General features: G+C 40.7%; 8 protein-coding genes. 1 reads left to right on the forward strand and 7 read right to left on the reverse strand.

Going from position 1 to position 17,134, the window contains the following annotated elements; genetic code table 11:
* Positions 1-917: 917 nt before the first annotated feature.
* Entirely contained in the window at positions 918-1,994 is a 1,077-nt protein-coding gene (locus ASU31_RS27860) for an RICIN domain-containing protein (protein ID WP_209434998.1), read from the forward strand.
* Between the two features lie 309 nt (positions 1,995-2,303).
* On the opposite strand, the gene ASU31_RS28125 is transcribed toward ASU31_RS27860, so the two are convergent.
* The 7 genes from ASU31_RS28125 to ASU31_RS15220 form a co-directional block, all read right to left on the reverse strand.
* Complete coding sequence (locus ASU31_RS28125; RefSeq protein WP_083505380.1) at positions 2,304-2,522, reverse strand: helix-turn-helix domain-containing protein; 219 nt, start codon at positions 2,520-2,522, stop codon at positions 2,304-2,306.
* Between the two features lie 294 nt (positions 2,523-2,816).
* The gene (locus tag ASU31_RS15195) at positions 2,817-5,390 is read right to left on the reverse strand and encodes an alpha-L-arabinofuranosidase C-terminal domain-containing protein (protein ID WP_057933145.1); all 2,574 of its coding nucleotides are present in this window, start codon (positions 5,388-5,390) and stop codon (positions 2,817-2,819) included.
* Entirely contained in the window at positions 5,377-6,720 is a 1,344-nt protein-coding gene (locus ASU31_RS15200) for a glycoside hydrolase family 27 protein (RefSeq protein ID WP_057933146.1), read from the reverse strand. The genes ASU31_RS15195 and ASU31_RS15200 overlap by 14 nt, the downstream gene beginning before the upstream one ends.
* A 291-nt stretch (positions 6,721-7,011) precedes the next feature.
* Entirely contained in the window at positions 7,012-11,190 is a 4,179-nt protein-coding gene (locus tag ASU31_RS15205; protein WP_057933147.1) for a hybrid sensor histidine kinase/response regulator transcription factor, read from the reverse strand.
* Positions 11,191-11,326: 136 nt separating this feature from the next.
* On the reverse strand, positions 11,327-13,411 hold the full coding sequence (locus ASU31_RS15210; protein WP_057933148.1) for a beta-galactosidase: 2,085 nt from the start codon (positions 13,409-13,411) through the stop codon (positions 11,327-11,329).
* 72 nt (positions 13,412-13,483) lie between these two features.
* A complete protein-coding gene (locus ASU31_RS27865) occupies positions 13,484-15,268 on the reverse strand; it encodes an alpha/beta hydrolase-fold protein (RefSeq protein ID WP_209434999.1) in 1,785 nt (594 codons plus the stop codon).
* On the reverse strand, positions 15,265-17,064 hold the full coding sequence (locus ASU31_RS15220) for a glycoside hydrolase family 2 protein (RefSeq protein WP_245224545.1): 1,800 nt from the start codon (positions 17,062-17,064) through the stop codon (positions 15,265-15,267). The genes ASU31_RS27865 and ASU31_RS15220 overlap by 4 nt, the downstream gene beginning before the upstream one ends.
* Between the last annotated feature and the right edge of the window lie 70 nt (positions 17,065-17,134).

Below are 17,134 nucleotides of genomic sequence, written 5' to 3' on the forward strand. Positions count from 1 at the left end.
AACAGGTAAAGCAGGGGTAATTAAATACGGCCATTTTGCTGGCTCTCCAGGTAGGCAGCCAGTAAATCTTTCAGGCAAAAACGATCGCTGCCAGGTAGTTTTACAGGCTTTAATGTGCCATCTTTTACCTTACGTTTGTAGGTGCTTTCGCTAATGTTCAGGTAATCTTTAACCTTCTGGCCTGCTGAAAACTTTCTTGCAACCAGATATCACCGAATAATATTAAGAAATGTATTAATTTAGTCAATCAAAGACATCGCTTGTCAAAATCAGTCCTGAATAATTTCAGATCCGTCAATTATGAGCAAAGGGTTCGACTCCCTTCCGGGGTACAAATTTTCTTTAAGCTGCAAAATTTCCTTTATTTCCACAGCTTTTTCTTTCCCATACAATTTTTTTTGCATGATGTGTTTTATGAATTTATAGCGCATAGTTGAAGAGATCGCGAACAGGTAGATTTCTCCAACATCCAAGCAAAATAAACGTAAAAAAGACGTTTATAAAAGATTACTTTTTCCTATCTAGCTTAACATCTTGTAATAAAACATGGAAACGAGGAGTTTACCCCCTAATTTATATTAGATTACCCCTCACTACAAGCACATTTTTTATGGTTAATTTGTTTCAACCAAGTATAAAAATCTGGTAAACTACCAGAAGTATCTTTTACAATTCTTTTAATCGTTACCGCTGTTTAGGCAGCAGCAGTAAGGAATGGGCATGTGATTACAGGATAAACCAAAAGCCTTATAAACCAGATCGTTTTAAAAGGATTAACCTTTTTAAACAAGGTGATTACTATAGTTTTTATTGATCATAAAAAAGAGGGGCTCACCTAAAACGAGTAGCATATGTCCTCTTTAAAATAACCAAACGAACATGTTCATATGCCTGTTCATTCATTCTTACCTAATTTTATGAAAACAAAATCATTTACTTTACCCTCAGCCGGCATATTGATGCTCGGATTTATTTTATTTTTTGGCAGTTGCAGAAAAAACGATCTTCCGGATCCAGACAACACGGATAAACTTTCGGTGAAGGCAAAACTGAGCGCAATACCGCCAAACGAAACCCCACTGTCTGTAACCAATGGCACCTTTTATATCGTAAACCGAAAAAGTGGAAAAGTACTCGATGTTGGTGGTTTTCAGACTGCTGACGGCTCGAATGTTTCTCAATATGGCGGTACAGGCGGAACAAATCAAAAATGGAACTTAACCCTGCTTTCCGGTGGTTATTATTCGATTATTGGGGTCCATAGCTCTAAAGGACTTCAGGTAGACCAAGCCGGAACAGCTGATGGAGATAATGTGAATATATCTACCTATTCGGGCGCTACAAATCAGCAATGGCTATTTACCTCATTGGGCAACGGATATTACCGTATCATTAACAGAAACAGTGGTAAGGACCTTGATGTTGCCAACCAATCAATCGCTGATGGTGCCAATGTTGCGCAATGGACTTACTCGGGCGGAGAAAACCAACAGTGGTCTTTGTTAACGGTCAATGCAGGCGGCCAACTGAATTGGGTGCTTAACAGTACAGGCGTACCAGCTGATGTAGTCGCCAGAATTACCACCGCTATGAATGATGCCTGTGCAAGATATAACGCTGGCGCCAGCTGGCCCGCCCGCACACTAACTGTGCAATATAACACAGGTGTGCCAACAGCCGATGGCAGTACAAACGGAAACATACGTTTTGGTGCAAATACCAGTTACCAGAATGTGCGTACGGCAATGCACGAAATTGCCCACACCTATGGCGTAGGCCTAAGCACCGGATGGACATCAAATACAGGTACAGGCGATTTCTTGGGCGCAAACACAGTTGCACTCGTTAAAATTTTTGATGGCACTAGTGGTGTAATACATACCGGAGGCGGGCATTTTTGGCCTTACGGCTTAAACTATGACAATGAATGGAGTGAAACAAATGCCTTTAGACATGTAAAGTTAGTTTTTGCGATGCGATCAGACGGGATGTAGAACAGCAGATCTGCTGCTAATATTGAATTGAAGAGGGTGTATCATAAAAGCGATTTCACCTCAGATGCTGTCATGTTGAGCCTGCCGAAACACCTTAAAGCGTATTTAAACAGGTCCTTCTACTACCTGTCCCGATTTTCATCGGGAGGCTCTCCGTAGGAGTCCCTTGGACAGGATGACAAATCCATATTTATGATACAACCTCTTTTTAAAAAGATATCGACGATAAAGAACGTTGATATCTTTTCATTTCCCGAAGATTTGGTTAATATTACCTGGTTCACATCAATTCGGATATTTGTCCTGTTTTCAAAGGTCCTTATCTTTATTGGCCTTCCTTTTTTCTGCCATATATTCGGAGGGCGCTACATTATATTTGGCTTTAAACGACTTAGCAAAATAATTAGGGGCGCTAAAACCTACCATATAACATATCTCCGAAACTGTTTTATCGCTTTTCTCTAATAATACGGCTGCTCTCTCCAACTTAACAGATCGTTGATGATGGTGTGATCTATTTGTCGCCAGCTAAATAATTGACCTTACGCTGGCGTGAGTTGTAAACAAAACATTTGTCTTTCGACAGGCTACCAATGATAGATTCCAATATAATGGTCGTCATCAACTGGAGCAACGCGTAGCGGAGATGACGATTCATTGTAAACCTATCATCCAGCTCCTTTGTTTTTGGCTAAATACTAACTTCTATCAATGACAGATTCTAAAAGAAAGGTCGTCATCTCTCCTCCGAAGGAGTTCCTTTGGAACACTACGGTCGAGATGACGATACTTCGAGATCATTTAACGTGGCTTTATTTGGTTTTACAGTTCAAATACAGTAAAGGAATAAGGTTTTAGTTCGAAAGATTTAAGATCCGAAAAATCCATAGGTGTTTTTATAGGTTGGATTTTATAATCACCCGGAAGACCTGATATTTCTTTTTTAATTACTTGTTTGCTCGCAGAACCTAACTTGGACAGATCAATACTGGTGTTAACTGCGACTGGAAGCATGTTTACAATTTTAATGAATAATTTTCCTGATTTTTGGTCACGGGTAATTGAGTACGCCACCCGCTTAATTACATCTTCTCTCTTCACCGAAAAATCGACTCGTGCAGGAATGAATTCATCTCCTACGTTTTGACCGTAAAGCTGTTGCACATAATATCCAATGGTGGGCTTAACTTCTGTGTTATTAAAGTAGATCAGATCAGGATTCCACTGTGTATGTTTTTCCTTTGCCAACAGCGGTGCATAAGAGGCCATAGATACCACATCTCCATTGCGCTCAAGAGAGGTGAGGTACAACGCTTCAGCTAAAGCGGTTTCCAGGTTTGTCCTATTTCCTACCGGGAGGCTTGCCGCATACTCTCCCAGATAAACCTTTGATTTACTGCGGTCATATTTGTCATAAAAATCCTGATTGTTTATAAACCAGCCTGGTGGACGATAATAATGTTCATCTATCATGTCAACCTTCATTTCGTTGGCAAAGGCCCAGCCTTCCTCATAATCTGTGCCTTCAAAAAATGGTCCTGAAGTTCCAATAATGGTTATTTCAGGGTGCGCTTTTTTAAGTGCTTTATAGATCATGGCGAAATGCTCACGAAAAACATCTGTTATCTGGTCTTCATTGCCGATACCGATATATTTTAAATTAAATGGTTTCGGATGTCCTGCCGCAGCACGTTCTTTTCCCCACTTTGTATTGGTGGCTCCGTTACAGTATTCAACCAGATCGATGATATCCTGAATATATGCAGGCATATCTGCCATCGGGATTCCGCCCTGTTGCCCGCCCCCATTGGCTCCTGAGTTTTGGCAAGGTACCCCAGCGGCAATAACAGGTACCGGAGTTGCGCCGATATCTTCACAAAACTGAAGGTACTCAAAGTATCCCAGCCCCATACTCTGGTGATAGCCCCACAAATTGCGGTCAGGAACCCGGGCCTGTAAGGCCCCGATTGTATTTTTCCATCTGTAAATGTTATGGATCCCATCTCCATGGGCCACACATCCACCGGGAAAACGTACAAAACGCGGCTTTATCGCTGCAATTGTATCTGCAAGATCTTTTCTAAGACCATTTGGGCGATTTTTGAAGGTGTTTTGAGGAAATAGTGAAATCATGTCGAGATCGATACGGCCATTTTGTAATGGCCACAATTGCAAGCTAACATCAGAGGCTGAAACCGATGATTTGAGCGTTGTTTTTATTTCCTTCCAGGACTTTGAACTGCAACTGATCAATGCTTTCGAAAGCAAGCCATATTTTTCACTGACAAGCCTTACTTCAAACGACTTCTTTCCTGCTGTAACCCGGACAAAACTGGAGAACAGGTAATTTCCCCCTTTTTTGATCGCAATTCCGTCATAACCAGCATTCGATAATGAACTACCATCGGCCGTTAAATTTAGTGCTGCATAATGTGGGTTATTCGGGTGTAGTGGCTGCGCTGTTCGAATTGCAAAATCCCCTTCTTTACCTTTGAATGTCCAGGAATGGTTGCTGTTCCATTTTGTATCATGGTTTTCTTTATCTGATGGCTGATATTCAAAGTCACGATTTTGAATCAGTTCGCCATAAAGCCCGCCATCTGCTGCATAGTTGATATCTTCGAAAAATATCCCTGTTAACAGCTTGCTTATGGTTTTAGCTTTTTCAGGTGCTGCCGAAATATGCAGGTCCAGCTTTGTTAAGTTTGCAAAACGTACCGGATCTTCTTTGGTTGTCTCCGCATCTTGCCGCGCCTTGAAATTCCTGAGCTCCGCAGTTTTATTCAACGCTTCAACCACCGCCCATTTAACACGGTGCAACTGTCCGCTTACCGTATTGTTTTGAATGGTAGTGGTGATGGTATTGCTTTTATAGGCAGAGAGCGGTACCTCCTTTGCCGCACTATAGGTTTTGAAGTCTTTTGTTTCTGTCTGGAAATAGGCGCCATCGCTATCCGTATATACAATCTGATAAATGTCTAGATCTTTATTGTAACTAATTACAGGACGAAGGATATTCTTACCTTTTTCAAAAAGGGGATAACCTTGCGGCCCCCAGTCAATCAGATTTTTTGTTTGAGTATGGGCAAATTGTTTTACCCGATCATTTAAGCTCCAGACACATTGCCAAACTCCCCCACGCCCCAGAATCACATATGGAGCAAACATTTTTTTATCTGATCCCCAGCGGCCAAAGTCAGAACGAAGGTAAACCTGTCCTGTTCCAACAGGTGTCCAATTATTTCGGTCATCGCTCCATGCAAACCGTAATCCATCATTCCCGTAAGAAAACAGGTAAACAGAATCAGCCGCAGCATGTTGCGTTGGTTCTGTTGCAAATAAGTTTCTGCTAAACAACAGAAACACCAGCACCATAGATAGCTTACTTAATTTCATACAAAACGCAGCTATGTGGTTTAAGATTTACGGTTATTTGTTTTCCATCGTTTTGAACAACTTTTCCTGTCCAGCTATTTGTAACTTTAGGTACTTTATTTATTCCTAAATCCGAGAGTTTTACAGAAATTTCCTTTGGATCTGGTTCATCAGAAAGATTGAACAGGGCGAGATAGTGTTGTCCGGTTTTAGCATTCGTTGATGTTACCGCAACTTTCTTGCGATCGTTAAAGAGAAATTTTACATCCGTACTTTCTCTGTGCATTTTAAGCACAGCTTTATTGGTAAGCAGCGAAGTGGTGAAAGGATCCAGACTGGGCATATCACCACCAAACATCAAGGGTGAGCGGAATATGGTGAAGAAGGTCATCAGCACCTGCTGCTCATCCTTGGTCAATCTGCTCGCACGGTCGCCGCCCCTTTCTCCGCGAATGGAAATTCTACCCAAAGGAATCATATCACAATCAGGCCATGTGCCAGGTTTAATATATGGCGCCCATGGTTGGGCAACATTAATCAGGTGAGTAATATGTGGCCAGGTATCCCATACATCATCTACCATTCTCCACATATTTGCATGTTGCTGAACGTGTTCTGCTTTTTCTATCGGTGTTTCGCCTGGTGAGGTGCTCAGCACAATCGGGCGGCCAGTTTTATCAATTGCTTTTCTGATGAGCTCTATTTCTCCCTGATGATAAGGACGGGAAAGATCATCTACTTTAATAAAGTCGACACCCCAGCTGGCGTAAAGTTTCATTATTGAATCGTAATATTCCTGTGCACCGGGTTTTGTAGCATCTATCGTATAATTGTCAGTGAGCCATTTGCATTGCAAATCAGTGCTATAGATCTGATCAGCAGTGTATTTTGTGCCCATAATAGGCATCTTTTCTTTAACGGCAAGCGTAGGGATGCCACGCATAATATGGATACCAAATTTTAATCCCTTAGCGTGTATATATTTGGCCAGGTTTTTAAAGCCCTGTCCGTCTGCTGCTGACGGGAACCGGTTCAGGGCAGGCAGATAACGGCCAAATTTGTCAATTACATATTTTGGATCCGTTTGGTTATATCCCCCTGCTTTATCATTTTCCACAAACCAGCGGATATCTACAACGATATACTCCCATCCAAAAGGTTTCAAGTTGGAAGCCATGTAATCTGCATTGGCTTTTACTTCAGCTTCTGTAACAGAAGAGCCGTAGCAGTCCCAGCTATTCCAACCCATTGGAGGAGTCTTCGCCCAATTCTTAAAATTCTGTTGCGCGTAAGTTTGATCAATTGTGAACATTGAACAAAGTAAAAGCAATACTAATGTTATTCTTTTCATGCGTTTTATATTTGGTCTTTCACAAATATAAATAATAAACGTTAAAGCAACGATTATTATCTGATCATTTTAGTACGCATCAAGAATAATATTACTCAAGGTGCAACACCAATGTCGTTAAGTTAAGCGCTTTTAACCACAGATGCACACAGATAAACACGGTTTTTCATATCTGTGTATATCCTTTCTATCTCCCGAAAATCGGGACAGGTCGTGGTTAAATTGCTTTTGCTTGTGCCGAATGGATTAACTTAACAATATTGAGCCGCAACAAGCCCCAAGGAGCTGTTTTTAATCCGAATCCCTTTTTTTTGCTCTATACTCTGAAGGAAGTAACTGGTATTTTTCCCTGAATGCCTTTGCAAAATAGTTAGGGGTGCTAAAACCGACCATATAACAGATTTCAGAAATGGTTTTACTGCTTTTTTCCAATAAAACCGCCGCTTTCTCGAGCTTAACAGACCTGATAAAATCAATAGGGGTTTTGCCGGTAACCCGTAAGCACTTTCTGTATAATGATACCCTACTGATCACCATATGTTTGCTCAGATCTTCTACGGATAATTGAGGTTTATGGAGATTGTCTTCAATGTAAAGCAATGCGGTATTCAGGAATTTCACATCATCAGATTCGATCTCCATTTCCGGTGATGCCATGCTCACCTGTCTGGAATAAGTTTTTTTAAAGGTTTGATGGAGTGTGAGCAGGTTCTTGATCTTGGAATGTAAAATTTCAAAATTAAAGGGTTTGGTCATGTAATCATTCGCCCCAATTTCCAGGCCCTTTAGCTGTTCTTCTTCACCTGTTAAAGCCGTTAAAAGAATAATCGGGATATGCTTTGTCCTTTCATCTGATTTTAGTTTCCCGCACAGTTCATTACCATTCATTTCAGGCATACTGATATCAGAAACAATTAGATTTGGATGTAGTGCGAGTGCCTTTTGCCATCCCTCCTTACCATTTGAAGCCTCTACTATATTATAAAAAAGGCCCAGGTTATCTTTCAGGTAAAACCTAAAATCGTCGTTATCCTCAACCAGCAAAACTAATGGTGCATTTTTTTTGTGCTGGCGTTTATCAGCAGGTTCTTTTTGTACTTCCTTTTTATCCTGCAGGACATTTGGAAGTTCAGCTTCTAATTCTACCTGACGCTTTTGTTCCAGTCCTGGAGATGTAACAGGTGTAAGGTTTAATTGTACGGTAAAACAAGTTCCCAAACCGGGCTCACTCAGTACGGAGATTTCACCACCCTGCATTTTTACAAATTCTTTGGTAATGGAAAGTCCAATGCCCGATCCCTGGTTCAGAATAGATGAGGAAGTTTCATTTTGAAAAAAACGTTCGAATATTTTTTCCTGTTTATCTTCTGGAATACCAATACCCGAATCTGCCACCTTTACTTCCAGAGAAACCTTGTCATCTTGATCTGCACGAGGCAACATTTGTAACGCTACGCTAACTTTTCCACCTGACGGTGTAAATTTAAATGCATTTGAAAGCAGATTGAACAGTATCCGTTCTACTTTATCCTGATCATATGATACATATAAATTTTCTACAGTACTTTTAAAAGTAAGCTTGATCTGCTTCCGTTCTGCCAGATCGTAAAAAGAATCTGTTGCATCTTTAATGAAGGAAACAATTTCGCCATCGCTATTATTTAACCGTAGTTCCTGCTCTTCCATTTTACGGAAATCGAGCAGCTGGTTTACCAGGTTTAATAACCGTCGTGCATTTCTTTTTATCATGGCCAACTGACCGTATCTTTCCTTCTCCTTCGATTCGATCAAAAGTTTGTCTACAGGTGCCAAGATTAATGAAATAGGGGTTCTGAACTCATGGCTCAGGTTGGTTAAAAATTTAATTTTTAGTAAATCCAATTCCCGTAATCTTTCTGCCTCTTTGCGGTCTTGTTGGCGCAGTTGTCGCGCCTCCGCCCTTTCCTGTGCCAAAGCAAACTCCCGTCTGAGTTTAGTAATGCCTCTGCTGCGAATATAAAGCAGCGCGAATCCTATCAATGCCAGGTATAATATGTATGCCCAGGTGGTTCTCCAGAAAGGGGGCGAAATGCTGATATGCAGATCAGACTCAGCTATGGGAGCAGAATCGTTTTCGTTAAATGCCCTTACATGAAGAATATAATTCCCGGGATCAAGATTGGTAAAAGTAGCCTTACGTACATCAGACGAAACAGTAAGCCAGCGTTGATCGAACCCTTCGAGATTATATTTATAAATTATTTTGTCTGGATTAAAATAATTGAGCAGCGCAAATTGGATTGAAAAGATATTTTCCTGGTAAGTAAGCTTTAAATTATTTAGCGAGGTTATGGCTTTGGGTAAAACAATATGTCCGTTGATGGGCTCTCCTACGCGGACTTTATGGTAAAACACTTCCAGGTCGGTCATCACTAAACTAGCAGGAAACTTATTTTTTTTGATTTCACTGGCCTTGAATATATTAAACCCACTTGGCCCTCCAAAAATCAACTCTCCGCCCTTGGTTTTACCTGCAGCATTGATATTGAACTGTGTACTTTCCAGTCCATCCGATTGGCTATATTTGCTATATCTGAATTGATAATTTTTTCCGCCAGGGATTACAGAAATCTTATAAAGGCCCTTACGTGAGCTATACCAAATATCGTGATGCTCATCTTCCAAAAGTTCAAACACCATATCCTCAGGGAGCCCAGCAGTTTCGTTCAGATTTTTAAATATGCCCGTATTCGGATCGTATATACTGATCCCTTCTTTTGTACCAATCCACATCCACCCACGTGCATCCTGTAAAATTGAGTTTACATCATTCTGGATCAAACTGTTGCTGTCTGCAGGGTTATTTTTTAGGTATTTGAAGGTAGCGCTTTTATGATCATATATATTTACGCCCCCAGTGGTGCCAATCCAGATATTTTTATTTCGATCTTCGTATAAACAGGAAACAACAAAAGAGTTCAGTGTATTTTTAATATCCGGTCTAAAATGTTTAAATGTTCCGGTCTGACGATCCAATAAGTCCAGTCCACCATTTAATGTGCCAACCCAAAGTCTGTTATAAGAATCTTCTAATAAGGCATAAATGCGGTTATCAGACAAACTTGTAATGTCGCGACCAGGCTTAAAATGCCTGAAATTTTTTCCATCAAAAGCATCAAGACCGCCCAAATAAGTGCCAATCCACAATATACCTTCATGGTCTACCTCAAGACTTACCACAATGTCACTAGTTAAAGAAGTATTGTTATCGGGGTTATTGCGGTAAGTTGTAACCTCGCCTGTTGTTTTGTTTAGACGTAACAAGCCCTCCCCATTGGTGCCAATCCATAGATTGCCATAGTTATCTTCTGCAAAACAATTAACATCCTTCTTAATTGGTTTTTTTCCGGCCAGATACCGGTTAGCCGGGAACTTATAAATGCTTTTATGATAGAAACAAATTCCTTTTTTAAAGGTGCCGATCCAGATGATATTATTGTTATCCTTGTACAATGCCGAAATACTGTTATCGCTTAAGCTTCGCGGATCGTTCTCTTTATTTAAAATATAGGTTAATCTATTGGTCTTTTTATCCAGAATATTAATTCCGCCATGATCGGTACCAATCCAAATATTTCCGTCTTCTCCTTCAATTACGCGGCTTACATTTTTGGAACTTAAACCGGTATGATCTTGCTTTTTCCCGAAATAATGGAACTTCTCGTTTTTTGCATTGAGATAAAAAAGGCCAAAGGGATTGGGCCCGCTAAAAATATAAATATCACCTGCCGAATCATGATTAAGGCTGTATACGGTTGTTTGCCCTGAAAAATGCTCATTTACAGCATTAAACCGATGGGTTACCCGATGTTGTTTTAAATTAAATTTATCAAGTACACCATTAGTGTAAATAATCCATAAATTACCCTTTAAATCATCGATAAAATCACTTACCTCAGCATTCTCCAATGCGCCTATCAGCTCTCCCTTTAGCGTATATTTTATTGTTGTATTGGTTTTCGAATCGTAACAATAAATACCATGATTTTGAATATTAAAATATAACTTCCTCCCGCTATCTGTTTTTACATTTTTAAGGTATCCGCTAGGAATTTTATACTTTCTATAATGTTTTTGCTGAAAGCGCTCAAACTTTTCGCTGGTGTGGTCATAAATACTGAAGCCTTCGTTTGATCTAACCCATAACTGTTTTTGCGGTCCTTCAAAGATGCCGATCACATAACCATTTGGCAGGCTTGAACTGTCTTTTGAATTGTGTCTGAAAATCTTAAAATCGTGCCCATCAAATCTACTCAGTCCGGCCATGGTTCCAAACCACATAAATCCCTTATAGTCTTTATATATCGAATTTATTTGGTTATCTGATAACCCATTACTAATATCAATACGGGAAAACCGGTAACTATCATCCTGGGCATAAAGCGCATTACCCCATATCAGCGCACAGATCAGGGCTAAAAACCTAAACATATTTTTTTATTAAATCGGGTATGTCTGCTTAGAAGAAATTACTTACAACTAAAAGCACAAGTTCATAATCGTTTGGTTAACGTTAATATTGCTAATTTACAATAAAATCGGGGATATACTTAGCATTCCTGCATGTTTATTCGGTCCAAACCAGTACGCCTGCCGGCCCCAGGGTTTTCTTTCCGATAATAAGCTGTGCAGTTTTAGGGAGATTAAAAGTATAATCAGCCGAAGAATAATTAACAGCGATATAATATCCATCTCTCCAATATACGTAAATCCCTTTAGGGTAATTTTCGGTCGTAGCTCCTTCATCGGTGTAAGTACGGGTTAAAATATCTTTTTCCAATTCAAAATCTGCTGTAGCCACGCCAATATAAGTTACTTCTCCTTTGCCAATTTTATGCTTCACTACAGCTGATTTACCTTTGTAAAACTGGTCCTGATAAGTGCCGATAACCGCTGAATTTTGTTCGGCCTGAAGCAAATCTGCCCAACTATTCCAGCTATAATGCTTTGAACCGACCTGAATATCACCTTTGGCATGCCCCGAAAGCATATCTGTCGCAACGATTTCAGCCCCGATTAGACCAGCTATTGGCGCAGCAGTTTTGCCCTCCCAGAAATGCCCCATACGGTTTTTGGTTGCGGTACGGCAGGTGATAATTAAGTGCCCTCCGTTAGCAACGTAGTTCTCCCATTTTTTAATCAAAGCAGCATCTGCCATTTCATAGGCAGGTACAATTAAAACCTTATATTTAGAAAAATCAGTTTTTTCATTGATGATATCGACCGGGGCTCCCAGCGATTTTGCGATCTCCATAAATTTAACGGGATAACCCCAGGTATCCCATTGGTTGGTTTGCTTTTGCCTGTCTATCGACCAGTAATTTTCCAGGTTCCAGAGTATGGCCGTTGAACGGGCTACCAGTTTTTGCGGTAGCTTAGCATCCGGCTTGTATTGCCTGCGCAGCTCTTTTATTTCTTTCATAAACTGAATATAATCTTCTCCCCCTTGTGAAGGTGTTACACCATCAGTTTGTATAACGCCCGAATGGTATTGTTCTGCACTATATAATATCTGTCTGAAACGGTAAGAACAGGCCAGTTTTCCACCTGCTGCAAAAGAATGGTATAACCACATGCGCACTGTGCCGGGTAAAAGCAGCGGATTATAGTTTCCCCAGTTTACAGGCCCGGGTTGAATCTCCATCACCCCTGACAGTCCTCCTAACTGTTGATAGTATGCTGATGCAAATAATAATACCCGGCTATCGCCCAGCCTGAAGCCAAGCTCGCCGAGATTATCGCTGCCTCCGTTGGGATAGGCAGTATATGCTGCAAAATCGACTTTCTTCGTTCTGCCAGGATCAGCCCCGGTAGAAACAGCTGTGTAGTTGGTGGTAATGTATTGTGCTTTCGAAATGTTTTCTCTTAACAGCCCGGCCTGGAAATCAAGAAAATCGGCCTGTGCATCGGCGCAGTAGCGTTTAAAATCGAGCAATGCATGTGGGTTATTTCCCCACCATCCCACCAGGTTGGTATTGTGGATCATAATCTGGTCAAAATTGTTATACCATTGACTCCAGAAAGCTGTTCCCCAGGCATCGTTTAAGGTATTAATCGTTTTATATTTGTTTTTTAGCCAGTTCCTGAATGCTTGCTGCGATGACGGACTGTAGTCGGCTTTGGCATCCGGCTCATTATCAAGCTGCCATCCTGTTACCTGACTATTCTTCCCATAGCGTTTTCCCATTTCACGCACTATTTTTCCAACAAACAAGCGGTATTTCTGATTAACAATTGATCCCAATCCGCGTGTACCGTGCTCAGCACGGATATAGTGCCCGTCCATGATAAAAGTTTCGGGGTAATTTACACGCATCCATACTGGTGTTGTTGCCGATGGGGTACACATCACAACTTTAAGCTTATATTTTGAGCATAAACCTACCACCTTATCGAGCCAGGTAAAATCAAACTTTCCTTCTTCTGGTTCCATTTTAAACCAGGCAAATTCTGCAAGGTGCACAAACTCGTAACCCATATCCGAAATCTTTTTGATATCGCGTTCCCACTGGCTTTCTTTCCAGTGCTCGGGATAATAGTATATCCCGGTGGTGATCAGGTCTTTTTCAGGAAAATATGGATTGGCATTTTGGGATTTCGCGGTAGTACCGTAGATCACAATTAACATAAATGCCATTAAATATTTCTTCATAATTTTATGTTTGTTATTTTTTACTTTAAAGAATCAAACGATGAGTAAGTTGTTTAATGCATCAGCTCACCTTTATTTGAAAATATGCTGAACAAAAAGGTATAAGTTATTAGCCCACTCCTTATCATCATGAGCATTTGCATCCACATGCCATACATGTGGTATCCCTTGCGATTTGAGGTATTGGTGCACGCGCTGGCTAACACTAAACAGCCCATCTTTGCTACCACAAGCCAGCCATAATATTTTAAGTTTGTGTTTTGCAGCCGACAAATCGGGTAAAAGTTTAACATTAGAAAGGCCTCCGAATTGGTTGGTGTTAGGCGCGGAAGAGAATCCACCCACATAAGCAAAAGTGTTGATATGTGCGAGGCCTATGTTCAAGGATTGACCACCTCCCATAGACAAACCCGCCAGCGCACGATGTTTTCGGTCGGTGTAAACTGAATAATGAGATTCAATAAATGGAATGATTTCATGGAGCAAATCATTCTGAAAAGATATCCCGTAACCTTTATAGCCTCCTTTTCGTTCCTCATGCTCATCTGGTTTTGGATTATTTACAGTCACGTTGGTATTGCCGTTTGGAAAAACGATTATCATGGGCTTCATTTTACCCTCGCTTATCAGGTTATCGATAATATTATTGGCACCAACCCAATATGGCCATTGACCATTACCTGAATTAAGTCCATGTAAGAGATAAATCACCGGATAGCGTTTAGCAGGCGAATAACCTGGTGGAGTATAAACCAGCATTTCCCGCGATTGAGCCAATGTTTTGGAATTGTACTGAACAGAGCTGACGGTACCATGAGATATATTGTCGCGTTTATCTCTGAAACCCATTGGTGGATTGTTAAACGCAGGTTTATCGTCCGGACCTGGTTTGGCAGTCTGATCAACAATACCTTTTTCTGCTCCTTGTTCTTTGATGTATCCCCTCATCTCCATCCATTTACGGCAAGCTTCAGGCCACAATGATTCCGTATTTTTAGAATGTGCAAGGCCGTAACCATGTCCACCTGACTGATAAATATGAAGTTCGCAGGCAACATTTTTTTTCTCCATAGCGAGCGCATATGCAACACTGTTTTGCACCGGAACCGCTTTATCATCCATAGAATGTACCAGAAATGCAGGTGGTGTTTGATCGTTAACCTGTAATTCATTTGAAAAATAGTTTACTCTTTCTGCCGCTGGATTTTCGCCCAATAAATTTACTTTTGAACCTTTATGCGTAATATTTTCCTGCATGGATATAACCGGATAAATCAGTATCGAAAAGTCTGGCCGCAGGCTTGTTGTATCAGTAATTGCCGAGGCCTTTTCTTTGAAATGAGTTGATACTGTAGCTGCAAGATGTCCGCCTGCCGAAAACCCCATAATCCCGATTTTTGCGGGATTGATTCCCCACGCTTTAGCGTTGCTTCTCACTAAGCGAACGGCTTGCTGCCCATCCTGTAGCGGGCCGATAGCTTTATCAATCATGACGGCATCGTTTGGCAAGCGGTATTTCAATACGAAAGCCGTAATTCCGAGGCTATTTAGCCATCTGGCAACTTCCTTTCCTTCGTGGGCAATGGCCAGCCCGGAATAACCACCTCCCGGGCATATAATTACTGCTGTACCATTTGCTGTTTCCGACGGGGCAGGATACATCTCAAGTAAGGGTTTTGTGATAAAAGTCATCCAACTATTTGCTGAATCTACTTGCTGTTTATAATTGGCATTGGCTATTGCGCCAGGAACTTCTCCATTCCAAAGATTGATCTGTTTACTTTGGCCAAAAACGTTGAGTGTACCCATCAAACAGCTCAAAACCAATAGGTTTTTTCTTATATGTATAAGTTTCATTTGCTTTTATAATATTGTTCCATAATATACCAGGCCATTTTTCTTTCACCCTTTTCCGATAACAGGCCTTTTCTGTTATATCCTTTCTGATAAACGGGGTGCATTCTGCCCAATGAGCGATAATCAAACAAAAGCCATGGGGATACGCCGCATAGATTGGGAATGGTGTTAAACATTTTGAGCTGGTCTGTATAGATTTGCTGTTGATATTCTTCTCTCCAGGAAGCAGCCTCATCGGCTGCTCCATTCCTGTTGCCAAACAATGCCTCGCCACCGAATTCGGAAATAAAAAGCGGCTTATCCGGAAAGGCCATATTCCAGGTTGTATTTTCGGGCTTTCCTTGCCAGGGAATATACCAGCCAATGTACTCGTTAACAGAGATGATATCGGCATACTTGTAAAGGCTATCCCAAACTTTAAAAGAATTATTGTTATAAGCCTGACTGTTGGTAACGTGCGTTATTAATCTGGTAGAGTCAAGTGATCTGCATACCTTAGTTAATCTGGCTAGTGCGTTGGTACGGTTTGGTGTACCATCATAGGTTTCATTAGAAAGACTCCAGATAATGACACTACACCGGTTCCTGTCTCTACTAATCATTTCTTTGAGCATCAAATCCATTTTTGATAAAACCGCGGTATCTGAAAATTCAATATGCTGGTAAACCGGTAGTTCGCTCCATACCATTAAGCCCATTTTTTCAGCTTCACTAACCATATATTCATTGTGCGGATAATGCGCCAGGCGAACCAGGTTGCAACCAAGCGCTTTCGCCTGACTTAAGAGGAGGCTGGCGTCTTCTTTCGAAAATGCCCTGGCGCCTTTATAGGGATTTTCTTCGTGGATATTAATTCCCTTGAGAAAAACAACCTTACCGTTTAAGAAAACCTTATTTCCGATAACTTCAATATCCCTAAAGCCAATTTCATCGTTGATGCTATCAGTTTCGCACTCAACAGACACTTTATAACGTTTGGGATTCTCGACCGACCACAATTTGAAAGCGCCGGAGAACCGAAGTTTAGCCATTCCCATACTATCCGACTTTGTTGAATATACCAGACCTAATTCAGGAATTTTAACTTTAAGAGCTTGTTTCCTGTGAATACCGTTTAATTTAATCCATCCAAGAACTTCTTTTCGGCTTCCTTTTCTGAGTTGAATACTATAATCTTCAATATAAGTATTACCGGTTTCAATAAGATTTACATCGCGGGTAATGCCACCGTAGTTTAACCAATCGTAACCTAATCCTGGAAGTCCGTTTTTCAGCCTTTTGTTATCAACCTTAACAATCAGTGAGTTTGTGCCAGGTTTAATTTTTTCGGTTATTTCAAATTGAAAAGGAGTAAAACCACCTTCGTGGCTTCCAATCTTTTCTCCATTCAGGTAAATATCTGCCAGGTAATTCACTGCACCAAAATGAACGAACAGCCTTTTATTTTTCTTCAGCGAATAACTAAATTCTTTTTTATACCAAACAACTCCCTCAAAATATGTGAGTTCAGGCATTTGGGAATTAAAATCACCCGGCACTTTCAATCTTGGGCTACCTTCAAAAGAATATTCTACAAAGTCGGTTTTTAACCTGGGCTTTTTTTCTAACCATATCTGCCTCCATTCGCCAATACCGGTAGGATCCAGAATAGCATTCCATTCACCGTTCAAACTGATCGGGTTTCTGGATTGTGAATTAATCATCGCGGTTTGTGCTTGCGAAGTACCGGCTACAAGCAGCATGGATAATACAATCCATATCCACGCTTTACATAATATTTTTATTCTTTTATTCATCTTACTTTTAACGTAATTACGCAGGCAAAATATCATTACCACACATTGATCTAAGTGCCAGATTGTATAT

It is taken from the genome of Pedobacter ginsenosidimutans (assembly GCF_001442625.1).
Lineage (GTDB): Bacteria > Bacteroidota > Bacteroidia > Sphingobacteriales > Sphingobacteriaceae > Pedobacter > Pedobacter ginsenosidimutans.

Excerpts from the sequence above, each read along its gene's own strand:
- ASU31_RS27860 (WP_209434998.1), top strand. The coding sequence starts at position 918 with ATGAAAACAAAATCATTTACTTTACCCTCAGCCGGCATATTGATGCTC.
- ASU31_RS15195 (WP_057933145.1), bottom strand. The coding sequence starts at position 5,390 with ATGAAATTAAGTAAGCTATCTATGGTGCTGGTGTTTCTGTTGTTTAGC.
- ASU31_RS15200 (WP_057933146.1), bottom strand. The coding sequence starts at position 6,720 with ATGAAAAGAATAACATTAGTATTGCTTTTACTTTGTTCAATGTTCACA.
- ASU31_RS15205 (WP_057933147.1), bottom strand. The coding sequence starts at position 11,190 with ATGTTTAGGTTTTTAGCCCTGATCTGTGCGCTGATATGGGGTAATGCG.
- ASU31_RS15210 (WP_057933148.1), bottom strand. The coding sequence starts at position 13,411 with ATGAAGAAATATTTAATGGCATTTATGTTAATTGTGATCTACGGTACT.
- ASU31_RS27865 (WP_209434999.1), bottom strand. The coding sequence starts at position 15,268 with ATGAAACTTATACATATAAGAAAAAACCTATTGGTTTTGAGCTGTTTG.
- ASU31_RS15220 (WP_245224545.1), bottom strand. The coding sequence starts at position 17,064 with ATGAATAAAAGAATAAAAATATTATGTAAAGCGTGGATATGGATTGTA.